Source organism: Niabella ginsenosidivorans, assembly GCF_001654455.1.
Lineage (GTDB): Bacteria > Bacteroidota > Bacteroidia > Chitinophagales > Chitinophagaceae > Niabella > Niabella ginsenosidivorans.
Window position 1 is genome coordinate 3819964 of the sequence record NZ_CP015772.1, and the last position, 19661, is coordinate 3839624.

General features: G+C 45.6%; 10 protein-coding genes and 5 tRNA genes. 4 read left to right on the top strand and 11 right to left on the bottom strand.

The features are described from left to right. Nucleotides 1-3 precede the first annotated feature (3 nt). The 11 genes from secE to rpoB form a co-directional block, all read right to left on the bottom strand. Nucleotides 4-201, bottom strand: coding sequence for a preprotein translocase subunit SecE (gene secE / locus A8C56_RS16035; protein ID WP_067758145.1), 198 nt, complete (start codon nt 199-201; stop codon nt 4-6). 95 nt (nt 202-296) lie between these two features. After that, nucleotides 297-367: transfer RNA gene (locus tag A8C56_RS16040), tRNA-Trp, on the bottom strand. A 357-nt stretch (nt 368-724) separates the two neighbouring features. Next, complete coding sequence (tuf, locus tag A8C56_RS16045) at nt 725-1912, bottom strand: elongation factor Tu (protein ID WP_067758148.1); 1188 nt, start codon at nt 1910-1912, stop codon at nt 725-727. A gap of 125 nt (nt 1913-2037) precedes the next feature. Further along, a tRNA-Thr gene (locus A8C56_RS16050) sits at nt 2038-2109 on the bottom strand. A 72-nt stretch (nt 2110-2181) separates the two neighbouring features. After that, nucleotides 2182-2254 (bottom strand) — tRNA-Gly (locus A8C56_RS16055). A 134-nt stretch (nt 2255-2388) separates the two neighbouring features. After that, nucleotides 2389-2471, bottom strand: a tRNA-Tyr gene (locus A8C56_RS16060). Nucleotides 2472-2549: 78 nt separating this feature from the next. Further along, nucleotides 2550-2622 (bottom strand) — tRNA-Thr (locus A8C56_RS16065). Between the two features lie 182 nt (nt 2623-2804). After that, complete coding sequence (locus A8C56_RS16070) at nt 2805-3539, bottom strand: class I SAM-dependent methyltransferase (RefSeq protein WP_067758151.1); 735 nt, start codon at nt 3537-3539, stop codon at nt 2805-2807. 10 nt (nt 3540-3549) lie between these two features. Then, nucleotides 3550-4272 carry a hypothetical protein gene (locus A8C56_RS16075; RefSeq protein WP_157098010.1) on the bottom strand — a complete coding sequence of 241 codons (723 nt, stop codon included), beginning with the start codon at nt 4270-4272 and terminating at the stop codon, nt 3550-3552. A gap of 115 nt (nt 4273-4387) precedes the next feature. Next, nucleotides 4388-8683 (bottom strand): DNA-directed RNA polymerase subunit beta', encoded by a 4296-nt coding sequence (rpoC, locus tag A8C56_RS16080; protein ID WP_067758158.1) that lies wholly within the window; start codon nt 8681-8683, stop codon nt 4388-4390. 150 nt (nt 8684-8833) lie between these two features. Beyond that, a complete protein-coding gene (rpoB, locus tag A8C56_RS16085) occupies nt 8834-12637 on the bottom strand; it encodes a DNA-directed RNA polymerase subunit beta (protein WP_067758161.1) in 3804 nt (1267 codons plus the stop codon). A gap of 397 nt (nt 12638-13034) precedes the next feature. On the opposite strand from rpoB, the gene A8C56_RS16090 reads away from it, so the two are divergent. From A8C56_RS16090 to A8C56_RS16105, 4 genes are all read left to right on the top strand, one after another. Further along, complete coding sequence (locus A8C56_RS16090) at nt 13035-13994, top strand: helix-hairpin-helix domain-containing protein (protein WP_067758164.1); 960 nt, start codon at nt 13035-13037, stop codon at nt 13992-13994. A gap of 84 nt (nt 13995-14078) precedes the next feature. After that, complete coding sequence (locus A8C56_RS16095; protein ID WP_245645539.1) at nt 14079-15572, top strand: DUF3375 domain-containing protein; 1494 nt, start codon at nt 14079-14081, stop codon at nt 15570-15572. A gap of 14 nt (nt 15573-15586) precedes the next feature. Continuing rightward, nucleotides 15587-16177, top strand: coding sequence for a DUF4194 domain-containing protein (locus tag A8C56_RS16100; RefSeq protein ID WP_067758170.1), 591 nt, complete (start codon nt 15587-15589; stop codon nt 16175-16177). Continuing rightward, nucleotides 16149-19538, top strand: coding sequence for an ATP-binding protein (locus A8C56_RS16105; RefSeq protein WP_067758173.1), 3390 nt, complete (start codon nt 16149-16151; stop codon nt 19536-19538). Before A8C56_RS16100 ends, A8C56_RS16105 begins: the two co-directional genes overlap by 29 nt. The last annotated feature ends 123 nt before the right edge of the window (nt 19539-19661 follow it).

The following is a 19661-nucleotide window of genomic DNA, read 5'->3' on the forward strand; positions in this document are numbered from 1 at the left end:
TACTTACTTATAAAGGATTTTGTATAAAAAATTCAACCCGCCGCCGGCCAGGAAGTCCATCAGCCAGATTACAGCAGTAATCAGAATGGTAGCGCCTAATACAATCATAGTAGACTGTTGCAGCTCGCTCCATGTAGGCCAGGATACTTTCTCTGTCAGCTCTTTGTAGCTGTTTTTTAAATAATTTCCAAGCTTGTTCATCTTTCTTTAACTTATAGTTCATGGATCATGGATCATAGCAGATACTATTGTAAAAACTATGAACAATTAACCAATAAACAATGAACTTTTATTAGCACGGGCACAAGGATTCGAACCCTGATCAAAGGTTTTGGAGACCTCTATTCTACCATTGAACTATGCCCGTGTATCGCCGGGAAAAACCCGGCTCAAAGAACTTTTTTACCGACAAACGAATAGGAAGTTACCCTTTGCCTATTCTACCTCCCGATAGCCATCAGGAGAGCCATGCCCGCATAAAGCCCCTCCGGGGCTGACCAAAAAGTAATGTTAGCCTGAGCTTGACGAAGGTTAACCCCCTGATTGTCTATATTTCGTCAGGCGCAATACAACAATCAAGGAGCCTTTTGGCCGGCCTCAAAAGAAGCAAAAATTTAAAGAACTATTTTTAAAAACAAAGTACCCAAGCTGCTGCCTAAGGTACTTTGCAAAAGTATTTGAAGCTTTTCCAAAGTCCTCCCTTCGGGAGGATTTAGGTGGGCTTTTACTTCAAAATTTCAGTTACCTGACCTGCACCTACTGTACGGCCACCTTCACGAATCGCAAATTTCAAACCTTTTTCCATTGCGATCGGAGTGATCAGCTTTACAGTTAAGGAAGTGTTATCACCAGGCATTACCATTTCAGTACCTTCATTCAGGGTAACCTCACCGGTTACGTCTGTAGTACGGAAATAGAACTGAGGACGGTATTTGTTAAAGAACGGAGTATGACGTCCGCCTTCATCTTTGCTCAGTACATATACCTCGCATTTGAATTCAGTGTGCGGAGTGATAGAGCCGGGTTTACAGATTACCATACCACGGCGGATATCTTTCTTTTCAATACCACGCAACAGTAAACCTGCGTTATCACCAGCTTCCCCTTCATCCAGGATCTTGCGGAACATTTCCACACCTGTAACAGTAGAAGTCAGGGGTTTTTCCATCAGACCTACGATTTCAACAGGTTCACCTGTTTTGATCTTTCCTCTTTCAATACGTCCGGTAGCTACTGTACCACGACCAGTAATAGAGAATACATCTTCAACGCTCATCAGGAACGGAAGATCGATCGGGCGGGGAGGAAGCGGAATGTAGCTGTCAACAGCATCCATTAATTCAACAACCGCATTTACCCATTTTTCATCACCAGCCAAAGCACCGGTTGCAGAGCCTTTAATGATCGGAGTATTGTCGCCATCGAAACCACGTTTTGTTAATTCATCACGTACTTCCATTTCAACAAGATCCAACAGTTCAGGATCATCAACAAGGTCAACTTTATTTAAGAAAACCACCATTTTAGGCACACCTACCTGTGCAGCCAAAAGGATGTGCTCTTTTGTTTGCGGCATAGGACCATCAGTAGCAGCTACTACCAGGATGGCTCCATCCATCTGAGCAGCACCAGTGATCATATTTTTAACATAGTCAGCGTGACCGGGGCAATCTACGTGTGCATAGTGACGGGTAGCTGTTTCGTATTCTACGTGAGCTGTATTAATAGTGATCCCTCTTTCTTTTTCTTCTGGCGCTCCGTCAATTTCGTCGTATTTTTTTGCCTGTGCTAAACCTTTTTTAGAAAGAATATCGGTAATAGCGGCAGTCAAAGTGGTTTTACCATGGTCAACGTGGCCAATGGTACCAATGTTTACGTGGGGTTTCTCCCTCTTAAAGGTCTCTTTTGACATTGTTATCTTTTTTAATTGTTTTTACTAAATTTTTACTCTATCAACAAAATCCAGCCAACGGCCGGAATTGTAATGCTTATTTGAATCGCCTGGTCAGGATTTTGCTCTTATTACAAAAAAAGAAGAGCCGTTGATGAGAGTTGAACTCACGACCTCTTCCTTACCAAGGAAGTGCTCTACCCCTGAGCTACAACGGCGATCTCAGTTGATAGCCCCGGATTTGCCAGACAAACCCTGCCTACCGGCAGGCTCAACCACAAACGAAACAGAGCGGGAGACGAGGCTCGAACTCGCCACCTATAGCTTGGAAGGCTATCGCTCTACCAAATGAGCTACTCCCGCTTAATTAATGTGAAAATACGGAAATGTGAAAATGAATTCCAAAATCACAAGAAATTTCACAGTTTTAAAGAACTACAAATAGGTGTGCTGTTTACTTTCACATCTCCACATTAGTACATTCACACATTTTTCTGTGGGCAGTGAAGGATTCGAACCTCCGTACTCCGAAGAGAACAGATTTACAGTCTGTCGCCTTTAACCACTCGGCCAACTACCCTTTTCGTTAAAAGTTGAACGGCTTACAGGTTAATAAGGGCTTTCCTTTTCAACATGCTAACTTGCCAACTAACAAAAGAGCCGAAGAAGGGGATCGAACCCACGACCTGCTGATTACAAATCAGCTGCTCTACCAGCTGAGCTACTTCGGCTTATTAAAAGAACTTCATTTCCAGGAAGTTTACAATTGACAATGCAATACAAACCAACCCCAAAAATTTGGAAAGCAAAGGTAAGGTTTTTTTGCTATCCAATAAATTTTGTCAGCGACTTTTTTTATATTTTTTTATTGATGAAATAAAGTAATAAAAATGCCCTGTTTCCCCTGTATTTCTCATGGTTTTTGAGCCGCGATCATCAGGAAAACGGGCCTCCTGATTTCATCAATCATTTCCGGATACCTGCTGATCATTTCCGGGGCAGGCTGTGGTTCTGCAATATTCATGATCATAAAACCAGCTGTAATCAGCGTATTTACAAGCGTGGCTGTTGTACGGTGATATTTAATGACCTGCTGCCCCAGAAAGCTGGTATGCCGCACACCTTCCTGCTGATACCAGTCTACCGGCCAGTGCAGTATTTTACCGGCTGCATCATAAAACCAGTCCTGTGTAGCCAGTGCAGTAAATACAGGGTGCTCTACGGAAAGCACAAAGCTTCCCCCCGCAGCCAGGAAACGGAATATTTTGCGGCACACACTTTCATAATCCGCTACGTAATGCAAGGCAAGCGAACTGAGAACAACATCGAAAGAACCAGGTGCAAAATCAATATCCTCAATTGATTGCCTCAAATAACGGATCACAGAACCGGTACTATAGCTACGGGCTTTTTCCAGCATTTTTTCCGACAGGTCTATCCCAACCACTTCCCGCGCCTGCTGCCCGGCTGCATACCGGCAATGCCATCCCAAACCGCAGCCAAGATCCAGTACCCGCTTATCTTTCAGGTCGGGCAACATTTGTTGCAGCACATACCATTCTCCCGCTGCATTCAATCCTTCTTTTGAACGGGGCATGCGATTATAGCTTTCAAAAAAGGATGGATCATCGTATTTGTTCTGTTTCATAAGTACAAAATTACCAACAGGCTTTTTTAATTACGGCCCGGAAAAAACCATTTGCTTTCTGCCCGGATGGGGTTCCATACTCATCATAAAAAACAGAACCAAAAGATATATAACCGTACATGCTGTCTCCTGCATTGTAAAAAGAGCGATTTAACTTCAGTCTTTGCCATAACGGAACATTCAGCGGCTCAACTTCTTCCCCGTAAACTATATCAGTGAAATAAAAAGGCATTATTACATAGCGGCCATCATGAACCAGGATATGAAAACCATTTCCTCCAAATCCCGTGTTCATTCCTATCTGAATAATGATGGTGTCATGCTTTATATACGCTCTGCAATTACTCAATTCCTTAAGATTCTTTACGGAATACTGCATCTTCCCCTTAAATAAATCCCTGCTGCTAATATAATGATCGACTGCATTGGAGCGTCTTACAGAATGGTTTGCTTTTGAAGGCTCTATGGGTGAAAAAATTTCCTCAATGCTATCCAGTCTTTTATACACCGGGTTTTCAGGTAACAGTGCATGCACTTCGAACTGCTTCCAGTATTTATTGCTGTGTACAGGCTCAGCCGCAGTCTTAAGGCTATCTGTATCCTGTACAAACACGCTTTCTACGATCGCTTCCGCAACCATTGCCGGGGACCTGCCAGCAAGGCTCTTTCTTTTTTCAAAATCGCAGCTTTGCAGCAAGAGCCCCCATAGACACACAATCACTATTTTTCTCATATTCACATTGTTTTTGTGATAAAGAGATGACAGCTCCGGCTGAATTCCACAAAAAAGGAGCGGCTTAAACCGCTCCTGATATACATCTATAAGGATTCTGAAAACCTTATAGGTTTTATTCTTCTTCGTCAAAAGACATTGCCTCACGTGCTGTTTGCAACAATTCATATTCTTCTTTGCTGCCAACGATCATGTTCTCAAACTCACGCAAGCCTGTACCTGCCGGGATGTGATGACCGGTGATCACGTTTTCCTTTAATCCCAGCATTTCATCCGCTTTACCATGGATGGCGGCAGAAGAAAGCACCTTGGTGGTTTCCTGGAATGAAGCGGCAGAGATCCAGCTTTGTACACCCAAAGACGCTTTGGTAATACCCAACAGCGTTGGTGCAGATGTAGCGGGTTGCGCATCACGGAATTCAACCGGCTTCTTGTCGTTACGGCGCAGCATGGAATTTTCTTCGCGTAATTCCCTTAGGCTGATGATCTGACCGGCGCGCAACTTGGTAGAATCGCCCGGATCAGTGATCACTTTCTTCTCGTATACAAAGTCGTTCTCATCAACAAACTCAAACTTGTCTACCAGGTCATCTTCCAGGAAACGCGTATCACCCGGATCCACAATGCTTACCTTACGCATCATCTGGCGAACGATCACTTCGATGTGCTTATCATTGATGCGCACACCCTGCAAGCGATATACTTCCTGGATTTCATTTACGACATACTGTTGTACGGCAAATGGCCCCTGAATGGCCAGGATGTCCTGCGGAGAGATCTGCCCGTCGCTCAATGCGCTGCCGGCCTTTACAAAGTCACCGTCCTGCGCAAGGATCTGTCTTGTTAACGGTACAAGGTATTTCCGTGTAACACCATCCTTGGCTTCAATGATGATCTCCCGGTTACCGCGTTTAACAGCTCCCATGGTCACCACCCCGTCAATTTCTGAAACAACGGCCGGGTTACTCGGGTTCCGTGCTTCAAACAATTCCGTAACACGGGGAAGCCCCCCGGTAATATCCTTCAGCTTACCCAGTATACGGGGTATTTTTACCAGTACCCTGCCGGCCTTCACCTCATCACCATCATCCAGCATCAGGTGGCTGCCTGTTGGTAAGTTGTAGGACTTATTTTCTTTTCCTTCTACAATAATGGAAGGGATTTTTGTTTTATCACGGGTCTCAATCACCACTTTTTCACGGTGACCTGTTTGCTCATCCGCTTCCTCACGGTAAGTAACTCCTTCAATAACGTTTTCAAACTTCAGGACTCCATCCGTTTCTGCAATGATCACATTGTTGTACGGATCCCAGGAACAGATCGGATCTCCCTTGCTTAATTTCTGGCCATCTTTTACCAGCAATGTAGAACCGTAGGGAATATTGTTCGTAATTAATAAACGGTCATTTTTCGTATCAATGATACGTGCTTCACCGGTACGGCCAATTACAACGCGCACCTCATCTCCTTCTGCATTGGTAGTAACCACAGAACGTACCCCATCAAACTGGATGGTACCTTCAAACTTAGCCGTTAAAGTAGAATCAACAGAAGCAGATCCTGCCACACCACCCACGTGGAAGGTACGCAAGGTTAACTGTGTACCCGGCTCGCCGATGGACTGTGCAGCAATGATGCCCACAGCATCTCCTTTTTGTGCCATGATACCTGAAGCCAGGTTCTTACCATAGCACTTCACACAACAGCCGCGTTTGCTTTCGCAGGTCAGTACGGAACGGATTTCGATCGATTCAATGCCTGCGGCTTCAATTTTGCGTGCTTTTTCCGGAGAAATCTCGGTACCGGCTTCCAGCAACAATTCATCCGTATGCGGATCGTAAATATCATGCAGGGAAGTACGGCCTTCAATACGGTCGGCCAGGTGCTCTATGATATCTTCATTATCTTTCAGGGCGGAGATGGAAATACCCCGTAAGGTACCACAATCTTCTTCGGTAATTACCACATCCTGTGCCACGTCTACCAGACGACGGGTCAGGTAACCGGCATCCGCTGTTTTCAGCGCTGTATCCGCAAGACCTTTACGGGCACCGTGTGTGGAAATGAAGTAATCCAGTACGTTCAATCCGCCTTTAAAGTTGGAAAGGATCGGGTTTTCAATGATCTCAGAACCAGTAGAGCCGGATTTTCTGGGTTTGGCCATCAGCCCCCTGATACCTGCCAGCTGTTTGATCTGCTGCTTGCTGCCACGGGCACCGGAATCCAGCATCATGTAAACAGAGTTGAATCCCTGTTTATCGCTGCTCAGTTCACGGATCAGGGTTTCTGTCAGCCTTGTATCCACACGGCTCCAGATATCAACGATCTGGTTATAACGCTCATTGTTGGTGATCAATCCCATGTTGTAGTTATCCCATACTTCGTCTACTTCACTCTTTGCATTTTCCAATAGCTCCTCTTTGATGTCAGGAATGATCAGGTCATTAATGCTGAAGGATAAACCACCCTGGAACGCAGTGCGGAATCCTAATTGCTTAATATCATCCAGGAATTTGGCGGTCTTGGGCACATCTGTAATTTCAATGATATCCCCGATGATCTCGCGTAAATTCTTTTTGGTCAATAACGCATTTACAAAACCTACTTCTTCCGGAACAAACTGGTTGAAAATAACCCGACCAACAGTGGTCTCGATCAGTTTCTTTTCCAATGCACCGGTATCTTCATTCCGTACAATCGTTTTTACTTTGATCCATGCATGAAGATCAACCCGCTTTTCATTCAAAGCAATGATCACTTCTTCGGCAGAATAGAACGCTTTTCCTTCACCGTTTACTTTTTCGGTTTCGGTAGATTTTTTGCCCTTGGTAATATAATACAGCCCTAACACCATGTCCTGGGAAGGAAGGGTGATCGGCGTACCGTTCTGCGGGTTCAGGATGTTATGAGAAGCCAGCATCAGCAACTGGGCTTCCAGTATAGCTGCATTGCTCAAAGGCACGTGCACTGCCATCTGGTCACCATCAAAGTCTGCGTTGAACGCTGCAGTTACCAGCGGGTGCAGCTGGATGGCTTTCCCCTCGATCAGCTTCGGCTGAAACGCCTGAATGGACAAACGGTGCAGCGTTGGGGCACGGTTTAACATCACCGGGTGCCCTTTTAAAATATTTTCAAGGATATCCCAAACAACAGCCTCTTTTTTATCGACCAGCTTACGGGCCGATTTTACTGTTTTTACGATCCCTCTTTCGATCAGTTTACGGATGATAAATGGTTTGAACAGTTCTGCCGCCATATCTTTGGGCAGACCGCACTCATGCATTTTCATTTCAGGCCCTACCACAATTACAGAACGGCCGGAGTAGTCTACACGTTTACCCAGCAGGTTCTGACGGAAACGGCCCTGTTTTCCTTTCAGCACATCGCTCAGTGATTTCAATGCGCGCCCGCCTTCGGCTTTAACGGCGTTGGATTTCCTGGAGTTGTCAAATAAGGAATCGATCGCTTCCTGGAGCATCCGTTTTTCATTACGCAGGATCACTTCCGGTGCTTTGATCTCCATCAAACGTTTTAAACGGTTGTTGCGGATGATCACACGGCGGTACAGGTCATTCAGATCTGATGACGCGAAACGGCCACCATCCAGAGGAACTAACGGGCGCAGTTCCGGCGGAATGACCGGTATATATTGCATCACCATCCATTCCGGGCGGTTGGTGATCCTTGTATTGGCATCACGGAAAGCTTCCACCACGCTCAAACGTTTTAAAGCATCTGCTTTACGTTGCTGGGAGGTTTCAGTGGCTGCCGAGTTTCTTAAATCAAAGGATAACTGATCCAGGTCGATGCGCTGTAACAGGTCATGCACTGCCTCAGCGCCCATTTTGGCAATAAATTTCTGCGGATCATCATCCGGTAAATACTGGTTGTCTTTGGGAAGGGTATCCAGAATATCGAGGTATTCTTCTTCTGTCAGCAGGTCGCCATAGCTTTGCCCTTTATCTTCGCGCACACCCGGCTGTATCACTACATAACGTTCATAATAAATAATGGTCTCTAATTTCTTGGAGCTCATTCCCAGCAGGTAACCGATCTTATTCGGTAAGGATTTAAAGTACCAGATGTGCACTACCGGCACTACCAGCTTAATATGCCCCATTCTTTCACGGCGCACTTTCTTTTCGGTAACTTCCACACCACAACGGTCACACACAATACCTTTATAACGGATGCGCTTATACTTTCCGCAGGCACATTCGTAGTCCTTTACCGGACCAAATATTCTTTCGCAAAACAAACCGTCACGCTCCGGTTTGTAGGTACGGTAGTTAATAGTTTCAGGCTTTAATACCTCGCCATGGCTTTTCTCCAGGATGGTATCAGGAGAAGCAAGACCGATGGTGATCTTCGAGAACGCTGCCTTTGGGCGATTGTCTTTTTTTGTAGCCATAATTTTATTGAAGATTTGAGTCCCGATAGCTATCGGGATGAGATTTTAAATCTGCGTCCCAATATATCATCGCTCTATTTTAATTATGATTTTTATTTTTGTGCATTGAGAGACCTGTAAGGTTTTGAAAACCTTACAGGTCTTTTTCTCTTATTCAAAACTCAGGTCTAAACCTAAACCTCTGAGCTCATGGATCAATACATTAAAGGATTCCGGCACACCCGCTCTTGGAATATTATCTCCCTTCACAATGCTTTCATAGGTTTTTGCACGGCCTATGATATCATCGGATTTAATGGTCAATAATTCCTGAAGGATATTGGAAGCACCGTAAGCTTCCAGCGCCCACACTTCCATTTCACCAAAACGCTGACCACCGAACTGGGCTTTACCACCCAAAGGTTGTTGTGTGATCAGGCTGTATGGCCCTATGGAACGCGCGTGCATCTTGTCATCCACCATGTGGTGCAGTTTGATCATGTAGATAACGCCCACAGTGGCTTTCTGGTGAAAGCGCTCGCCGGTTTCCCCGTCATACAGGTAGGTATGCCCGAATTTGGGAATGTTGGCATCTTCACAATATTTCTCAATCTCCTCCGGTTCTGCCCCATCAAAAATAGGTGTGGCAAACTTCACTCCCAGCTCTTTACCGGCCCAGCCTAATACCGTTTCATAGATCTGGCCCAGGTTCATACGGCTGGGTACCCCAAGCGGGTTCAGCACAATATCTACCGGGCTTCCGTCCTCAAGGAACGGCATATCTTCCTGGCGAACGATCTTGGCAACAATCCCTTTATTACCATGGCGTCCTGCCATCTTATCACCCACTTTTAGTTTACGTTTTACTGCCAGGTATACTTTAGCCAGCTTTAATACACCAGCCGGTAATTCATCACCAATGGAGATGTTGAATTTTTCCCTTTTATACCTTCCCAGCTCTTCATTGTATTTGATATTGTAGTTGTGCAGTAAGGTATTGATCTGGTCATTGATCTTCTGGTCATTGGTCCAGTTCAGCGGATTGATGTTGGCATAATCCAGGGAAGCCAGGTTCTTTGCATTGAACTTGGCACCTTTACCGATCACGATCTCGTCAAAGCTGTTCGTAACGCCGGCGGATGTCTGATTTTCCAGGATAGTGCCTAATTTTTCCAGCAGCACGTTCAGCAGATCCTGCTCATTCTTCTCATGTGCTTTATCCAGCTTTTCAATAGCAGCTTTTTCACGTACCTTGGCGTTCTTATCTTTTTTAGCACGCTGGAATAATTTTTTACCAATCACCACACCTTCTACCCCGTTGGGCGCCTTTAAAGAAGCATCCTTTGCATCGCCTGCTTTATCACCAAAGATGGCGCGCAGCAATTTTTCTTCAGGGGTCGGATCACTTTCTCCTTTCGGGGTGATCTTACCAATTAAGATATCGCCTTCTTTAACCTGTGCACCAATACGGATGATACCGTTCTCGTCCAGGTCTTTTGTAGCTTCTTCAGAAACGTTCGGGATATCAGATGTTAATTCTTCTTCGCCCAGCTTTGTATCGCGCACTTCCAGCTCATATTCGGAAATATGGATAGAAGTGAACATATCCTCTTTTACCACTCTTTCACTGATCACGATGGCATCCTCAAAGTTATAGCCTTTCCAGGGCATGAACGCCACTTTCAGGTTTTTACCCAATGCCAGCTCGCCATTTCTTGTAGCATAACCATTGGTGAGGAAATCACCTGCCTTTACCTTTTGCCCTTTCCGAACAGCAGGATTCAGGTTCATACAGGTTTCGTGGTTGGTCTTTATGAATTTGGTCAGTTTGTATACTTTCAGGTCTTCTTCAAAGCTTACCAGCTTTTCATTTACATCCCTGTCATAACGAACATGGATCTCGTTGGCATCCACAAACTCCACCACACCGTTGCCTTCTGCGTGGATCTGGATCCTGGAATCCCTTGCCGCTTTACCTTCCAAACCTGTACCTACAATTGGCTCATCCGGGCGCAATAACGGCACTGCCTGGCGTTGCATGTTTGATCCCATCAGCGCACGGTTGGCATCATCATGCTCCAGGAACGGGATCAGTGAAGCGCTCAGGCCCACGATCTGGTTGGGCGCCACATCCATGTATTCTACTTCATGCTTGTCAAGGATCGGGAAATCACCGGTCTCGCGGCTTGCCACGCGCTCGTTCACAAAATTGCCCTGCTCATCCAGCTTGGCATTTGCCTGTGCGATCTTTGCGGTATCCTCTTCTTCTGCGCTCAGCAATTCCAGTTCTTTCATATTTACCTTACCATCCGTTACTTTACGGTAAGGCGTTTCAATAAAGCCCATTTCATTGATCTTGGCATGCACACAAAGGGTGGAGATCAGACCAATGTTCGGACCTTCCGGCGTTTCAATGGTACAAAGGCGGCCGTAGTGGCTGTAGTGCACATCGCGCACCTCAAACCCTGCACGCTCACGGCTCAGACCGCCTGGCCCTAACGCGGAAATACGGCGCTTGTGCGTAATTTCAGATAACGGGTTGGTCTGATCCAGGAACTGTGATAACTGGGAGGTACCAAAGAACGAGTTGATCACCGAAGAAAGCGTACGCGCATTGATCAGGTCAACAGGTGTGAATACCTCGTTATCCCTTACGTTCATGCGCTCACGGATGGTACGTGCCATCCTTGCCAGGCCTACACCAAACTGTGCATATAATTGTTCACCTACGGTACGTACACGGCGGTTGCTCAGGTGATCGATATCATCGATCTCGGCCTTACCATTGGTTAAACGTACCAGGTATTTGATAATTTCAATAATATCTTCCTTGGTCAGCGTTTTTTGAGTGATGGGCGCATCAATGTTCAGTTTACGGTTGATCTTGTAGCGTCCTACCTCACCCAGGTCATAACGTTTATCGCTGAAGAATAATTTATCAATAATGCCGCGGGCTGTTTCGTTATCAGGAGCATCCGCACCTCTTAACTGGCGGTAGATGAACTGAACCGCTTCCAGCTCGCTGTTGGAAGTATCTTTATTCAGGGTATTATAGATGATCGCATAGTCGCCACCTACATCCTCCCGCTGCACAAAAATGCTCTTCACATCCATATCTGCAATAATGTCGATCGCTTCTTCATCCAGCACCACGTCTCGCTCCATTACGATCTCATTCCGCTCAATGGAAACCACTTCACCGGTATCTTCATCCACAAAATCTTCTACCCATGTGCGCAATACGCGGGCAGCAAGACGTTTGCCCAGCTGCTTTTCAAGGGATTTACGGTCACCCGGCACTTCATCAGCCATACCAAATAATTCCAGGATGTCTTTATCCGTTTCATATCCGATGGCACGCAGTAATGTAGTTACCGGGAACTTTTTCTTGCGATCGATGTATGCATACATTACATTATTAATGTCAGTAGCAAATTCCATCCATGAGCCCTTGAAAGGAATGACACGGGCAGAATAAATCTTTGTGCCGTTAGGGTGCACTGATTGCCCGAAGAATACGCCGGGAGAGCGGTGCAGCTGGGAAACCACCACGCGCTCAGCGCCATTGATCACAAAGGTACCACGGGGGGTCATGTAAGGAATGTTCCCTAAAAACACATCCTGAACGATCGTCTGGAAATCAACGTGCTCCTCATCGTTACAGCTTAATTTCAGTTTTGCTTTTAAGGGCACCGCATAGGTAAGCCCACGTTCCATGCACTCGTCAATAGAATAACGGGGCGGATCAATAAAATAATCCAGGAACTCCAGCACAAAAATATTGCGGGTATCTGTGATCGGGAAATTATCCTTAAATACACGGAAAAGGCCCTCATTGTTACGTTTGTCTGGTGTGGTTTCTAATTGGAAAAACTCCTTAAAAGATTGAATCTGAACTTCCAGAAGATCGGGTGTTTCAGCTAAATGCTTGATCTTTCCGAAATTTACTCTTGAATTCACTTGTGTAGATGACATATATATAAACCCGGTTTTTATGATCGATTATAGACAAAACAAAACAAGGATTGCTTTTATTGCTAAAAGAATCCATTGAAATTCAATTACTTGAACATATTTTGTTTAATCAAATTTTTATTGGCCAAAATAAAAGGATAGCAAAGTTAGGGAAAAATCCGGAAAGAAGGAAATGGATCACAATAATTTTGCCAGATTTATCCACAATTGTTTCGCCGTTTTACAAATAGATGATATTCATAAAGTTAAGAAGTTAATTTTATGGGTATTTCTGGTTATTAACCAGCTCATTTCCAGCAAACTAATCGAACATTCCTGTTCCGGAGCAAAATTTTTTATTATCAGGGAAACACGGTAAATTGTAGTAAAATCTATGTTTTCACCTAAAGCTGCCATTATGAAAAAAACAGTATGGAAAGAATACCTGCAATTTTCAAGAAAAGAGCAATTGGGCTTATTAGTGCTGGTAATTATAATTTTTGTGTTTGCGGTCTTCCCGTTTATTCCTTTTCAACAAAATCCGGAAGCAGCAATCGGAAAGCAAGAAGATACAATGCTGCATAAGGCCCTTATAACGTTGGATGAAAAAAAAGAACAGCAGCAAAACTATGACCAGGAAAACGATGCCGTTTCCTATTATCAGAAGGACCCGCGCACAAATGCCTATGCTGCTTTTAACGGACACTTGTTCCGTTTTGATCCCAATACACTGGATAAAAACGGATGGAAAGAACTGGGATTAAGAGACCGTACCATCCAGACCATCATCAATTACCGCAATAAAGGCGGCCGGTTTCGCCGGCCGGATGACCTGCAGAAGATCTATGGCCTGCACCAGAACGAGTTTGAGCGGCTGAAGCCTTATATAGTCATCAGCGGCCAGGAGCTCAGCAGTCAGCGGACGGATAATGCATACCCGGAAAGACCAGATGCCCAACGCCATCCGCAACGTAAAGCCATTGCTCCCATTGATATCAACCAGGCAGATACTGCGGCTTTTATTAGTTTATCCGGTATCGGCAGCAGGCTGGCAGCAAGGATCGTGAACTTCAGGGATAAATTAGGTGGCTTCTATAGCATTGACCAGATAGGTGAAACCTATGGCGTGCCCGATTCAACTTTTCAGAAAATAAAACCCTGGCTGCGGCTGGGCACTTTTCCCGTAAAAAAGCTCAATATTAATACCGCAGCTTATGAGGAGCTGAATGCGCACCCTTATATCAGCAGTAAGCTGGCTTATCTTATCAGCAAACAACGCAGGCTGGCGCCGGTTACCACTATGGAAGCGCTAAAGGCACTGGTAGCGCAAACCAATGACGCTTTTGAAAAGCTGGCGCCTTATGTACGTTTTGATTAATCAGCCCCCGTTCTTTTTCAATCAAAAAAATCATAGAGCATACACCTGTTTTTTCTTGTCATAATCCCTTATTTTGCGGGGCTTTTGAGGAAAGAGCATGGAACGGTTATGACAAAAGATGATGTAGGCTTTTTAATACAATCCTCCCCCGCCCTGCAGATGCTGCGGCTGCGGAATGCGGGCTGGGTATTGCCTTTTTTATATGAAGCGTTTAAGGAACCAAGGAAGATGGTAATCAGGGAAGATCAACTGGTTATGCAGCTTGCTGAAGTCCTGAGTCAGCATGCAGAAGGAACAGAAGATCTGGAAGAAGCCAGAATAGAATTTGGTGAAGATGAGGAAAGCCGCAGCAGGAAATACCTGCTGAGCTGGGTGCAGAAAAGAATATTGCAGGATTTTCCTGATACGGAAGGCCATACCCATTATCAGTTAAGCGCCTATACGGAAAAAGTGTTCCAATGGATGCAGAATCTGCAACTGGGTCAGCACCATGTGGGCACAGAAAGCCGGTTTAAGATATTATTTGCATCCCTGCGGGATATGGTGGAAAACACGGAAGACAACCGTGAAAAAAAGCTGCAGCAGCTCAAAGACCGGCGGGCCGCTGTTGATAAAGAGATCAAAGCACTGGAAATGGGAGTAGCCCCACAACGTTACAATAATGCCCAGGTGCAGGAACGGCTCGATCTGTTTATCAGGCTGTGCTATGAGCTGATCGGCGACTTCCGGGAGGTGGAAGATAATTTCAAACAGATCCACCGCAGTATTGTTGAGCAGCATACAAAAGCAGAACAGAACAAAGGCGCCATTGTGGGCTTTGCCTTTGAGTCTTACGATGCCTTGCGCAACAGCAACCAGGGAAAAAGTTTTTATGCCTTCTGGGATTTTTTAATATCGCGCAGCGGGCAGGAAGACTGGCGCAGGTTAACGGATCAACTGATCCAACTGTTGCAGGACCGGCAACTGGAGGCAGATACGGAGTTCCTGCAGAACATCAAGTCGTTCTTACTGGAACAGGGCAAAGCTGTTTACGAGGCCAATGACCGCATGGCGGAAAAGTTAAGCCGCATTATTACTGAAAAGGAAATTACCCGGCACCGCCGGTTGCGGCAACAGATCAGCAGCATTAAAGAACTGATCTTTGACTATATGGATGATGAAGCCATTCCTGCAGGCATTGTTCTTGATGAGCCCTCTGACATAAAGATGGTTATGGATCGCAAGCTGACCCTGGAGCAGAAGACAGCCACAGGCACCTTAAAGCAGCCCGTTGCTGCTGTTGAAAAGATAGCAGATGTGGAGCGCTTTAACCGGCTGCTGAATACCAGCTTTATTGATAAAAAAGCGCTCTGGCAAAAAGTAGAACAGGTACTGGCAAAAAAGCAAACAGCTACTTTAAAGGAGGTCATAGAATCCACTTCGCTGGAAAACGGGCTGGCGGAGGTGATCAGTTATTACAGTTTTTTAAAGGAAAAATCCAAAAGGGTGCAGGTAGTTGCAGATACAATGGAGCTGATTCCCATTAATTCACCGGCAACAAAATTTGTAGAAGTGCCCTATTTACTATTCAGCAAATAAACAGAACAAAAAAAATGGCGGTTCAGATACATGCATTTACACCCTTATTTATAAAATTACTAAAAGGCCCCATCGAATACCTTGAAAAAAGCAGCTGGGAAAAATTGCTGCAATATAAAACAGAGGTGACCACTTTTCTCCAGCAACTGGGGCTGACCCTGGTACTGGACGAGCAGGATGGTTATGCCTATATACGGCATAGTATTACGGAAGAAGACACTACCAGCATCAGTTGGGTGCAGCGCCGTTCCCTTACTTATGATGAAAGTGTGCTCCTTGTTCTGCTGCGGGATATGATGGCAGAGTTTGAGGTAGGGGCAGCTACCCACCGCGAACTGATCAAAAAGCGCAGGGAGATAAAAGAGTACGCCGAAGTCTTTTTCCGGGAAAACGCCAGCCGTGTAAAAGTATTAAAAGATATAGACCGGCTGATTGACCGGCTGGAGGAGAACGGGTTCCTGGAAAAAACCGAGAACCATGATGTGGCAGACGAACAAAAATTCCGCATCCGCAAGATTATTAAAGCAAGAGTAGACAGTGAGATCCTGGAAGATTTTAAACAGCAACTAACAGCACATGCAGCTAAACGTATTCAGCACGGATAATGAAAAAAGCGGTTTCCGGTTACAATACATGGAAGTATTTAACTGGGGCACTTTTGATGATAACATACATGCCATTGCCCCCCGCGGGGAAACCAGCCTGCTTACAGGCGCCAACGGAAGCGGCAAAACCACCTTTGTAGATGCTTTGCTCACCTTAATTGTACCGGAGAAGCGATATCGTTTTTATAATCAGAGCAGCGGCAGCGAAAAGAAAGGCGACCGGACAGAAGAAACCTATGTGCTGGGCGGTTACGGAACCATTAACAGTGAAAGCGGCGTTACCAGAACCCTGTACCTGCGGGAAACAAAGGAAGAAGCGTACAGCATCCTGCTGGCAAATTTTGCCAATGAGGCGTTCCAGGAAGTAACCCTGTTCCAGGTACGTTATTTTGCCAACGGCGACCTGAAACGGCAGTTTGGCATTGCCCATAAAAGCCTGCACATTGAAGAAGATTTCAGGCCCTTTGACCTGGCAAATGCCTGGAAAAAAAGGATCGATAAACAATACAATAAAACCGGGCGCAAACAGGTAGAGTGGTTTGATGCGGCAAGTAAATATGCATTCCGGCTCATTGAAGTATTGGGCATGCAAAGCATACAGGCGCTTACTTTATTTAATCAGACAGTTGGTATAAAAGTTTTGGGCAATCTGGATGATTTTATCCGGACCCACATGCTGGAACCCAGGGATATGGAATCAAAATTCCAGGAACTGAAAAAGCACCTGGGCACTTTGCTGGATGCGCAGCGGAACATACAGAAGGCAGAAGAGCAGATCCGGCTTTTACAACCCGTACAACAGCATTTTGAAGGCTACCGGCAGTTGCAGACAAAACAGCAGCAATTAAGCCAGGCATTACAAACCGCCACAATCTGGAAAACATATCTGCTGAACCGCCTCCTGCAGGAAGCGATAACAGCAGATACTAATGACCTGAAGTTACTGGAAGCAAAAACTGCCGGCATAAAAGATAAAATAGCGGCACTGTACGAAACAGAAAGAGTTACCCGTAACCAGATTGAGCAAAATGAAGCAGGACAGCGCATTCAACAGTTGGAGCAGGAACTGCAGGCATTAAAAGAACAGCGCAGAAAGGCAGAAAACAACCAGCTTTCATTTATGGAATGGTGCGCGGCGTTGCATCTTGATGCAAAAACGATCCCTAACGAAGACGATTATAAACGCCTGCAAAAAGAGGCCGCCCAGGCTGCCCGGCAGTTGGAGAAAGAGAACCACGTTAATGAAGCAGAGGCCTTTGAAGCAAAAAACCTGCAGAGAGCAGCTGGAGCAGAACAAAAAACACTGGAAGCCGAATTAAACATATTACTGCATACCAAAAGCAATATACCGGCACACCTGGTACAGGTACGAAAAAACTTATGCGCCCATTTAAAGATCGAAATCACTGAACTGCCATTTGCCGGAGAACTGATACAGGTAAAATCAGAAGCGCTTGCCTGGCAACCCGTATTGGAAAAACTCCTGCGCAGTTTTTCTTTAAGATTGCTGATCCCGGAGCAGTATTACAAAAAAGTAACAAGGTATATCAATCATACCCCTATTGGTACAAAGCTGGTTTATTACCAGGTGCGGGATGCCATTGAAATGCTGGCTGAAGACGACACGGTGTATCACAAGCTGGATTTTCATAAAGCGCATCCGCTGGCCGGCTGGGTAGAGCAGCAGATTATTCAGCACTTTTCTTACAGTTGCCTTGAAGACGAAAAGGCCCTGGAACGGTATGACAAGGCCATTACATTAAATGGATTGATCAAATCCCGTGACCGCCATGAAAAAGATGATCGCTATGAAACAGCAGACCCGGGCAGGTATGTAATGGGTTGGGATAACAGGCAGAAAAAAGAAGCCTTGCTGCAACGCAGGAATCAGCTTACTACTGATCTTGCCAATGCTGATGAAATCCTTGCCCGCTGCCAGCACCGTACTGAACGCTTAAAGCAGCAATCCTATGCGCTAAAACGCATACAGGAACATGAGGGATTTTCTGCAATAAATGTTACCGGCATGCAAAGGCAGATCCATAAAACTGAAACCCAGGTAGCAGCGCTCAGCAAAGGCAACAACCAGTTAAAAACGCTAAGGGATCAGCTGGCAGAAATCCGGCAGCAACTGGACCTGGCAGAAAAGCAATGGGAACAGGTTACCAGGGAGACCACCACTTTATCCAATAAAATTGAAGACCGGATAAAACAGCAGCAATCCCTGCAGCCGCTACTGGAGCATCTTACAGCTGAAGATGAAAAACAACTGCTACAGTTCGGGGAGGAAGAGGCTCCTCTGTTTGCTGCCGTTACCCTGGATACTATTGACACAGCCTTCCATTCCTTTAAAGAAGGGCTGGAGCAGGAGCTGTATACGGTACAGCAATCTTTACATAAAGAAGAAACTTTATTGAACCGCAGCATCAGCCATATCAAAAATCCATCCCCCGGGCTGCTGCAACGCTTTCCTGACTGGTATGGCGATGTTCAGTTCTTTACTGATGAAGCAGAGCACGCAGCAGAGCTGCTGGAGTGGCTGGAAAGGCTGACCACTGAAAACCTGCCCAAATACCGGAAGGATTTTGAAAACTTCGTCAATGATACCATCACCTATAAGATTGGCGGGCTGAATGAGGAAATGGAAAAATGGGAGCGTGAGATCAATAACAGCGTCAATAAGCTGAACCAGTCACTGGCAGGCATTAATTTTAACCGGCTTCCGGATACCTATATCCAGTTGGGAAAAAGAAGGGTGCAGGACGCCAGTGTGCATGCCTTTCGCAGCGCATTGCTGGAAGCATTGCCGCAGGCAGCCAACTGGCAGCAAAGCAGCTTTGAGGAAAAAGCACTACACTTCCGGGAAAAAGTACAGCCGCTGATTGACAGCCTGGATGAAAGCGAAAGTTACCGTGCAAGGGTTATGGATGTGCGTAACTGGTTTGAGTTCTGGGCCGATGAAAAATACCGCAATACCGGCGAATTGAAAAAAACCTACCGGCAGATGGGGCAACTTTCCGGGGGTGAAAAGGCCCAGCTTACCTATACTATTTTATGCAGCGCCATTGCCTACCAGTTTGGTATTACGCGTGAAGGGAAAAACAGCCGCAGCCTGCGCTTCATTGCTGTTGATGAAAGCTTCAGCAACCAGGACGAAGATAAAGCCACTTACCTCATGGAACTTTGCAAACAGCTGCACCTGCAATTGCTGGTAGTTACGCCCAGTGATAAGATCCAGATTGTGCAGGATTATATTGCGCACGTGCACCTGGCGCAGCGGGTCAACAACCGCCACAGCATTATGTATAATATGACCATCAAACAATTGCAGCAGCGTTCAGAAGTAAGAAGCGAGAGTTGAGTTATCAGATCTCAATAATCAGTTTTCAGCTTTCAGTTATCCGTTATTAGTTTTCAGCGTTTATCTAACCTGAAAGCAGAAACCTGGAAAACTGAAGCCCAAAGCCGTGATTTGTGTCTGTAC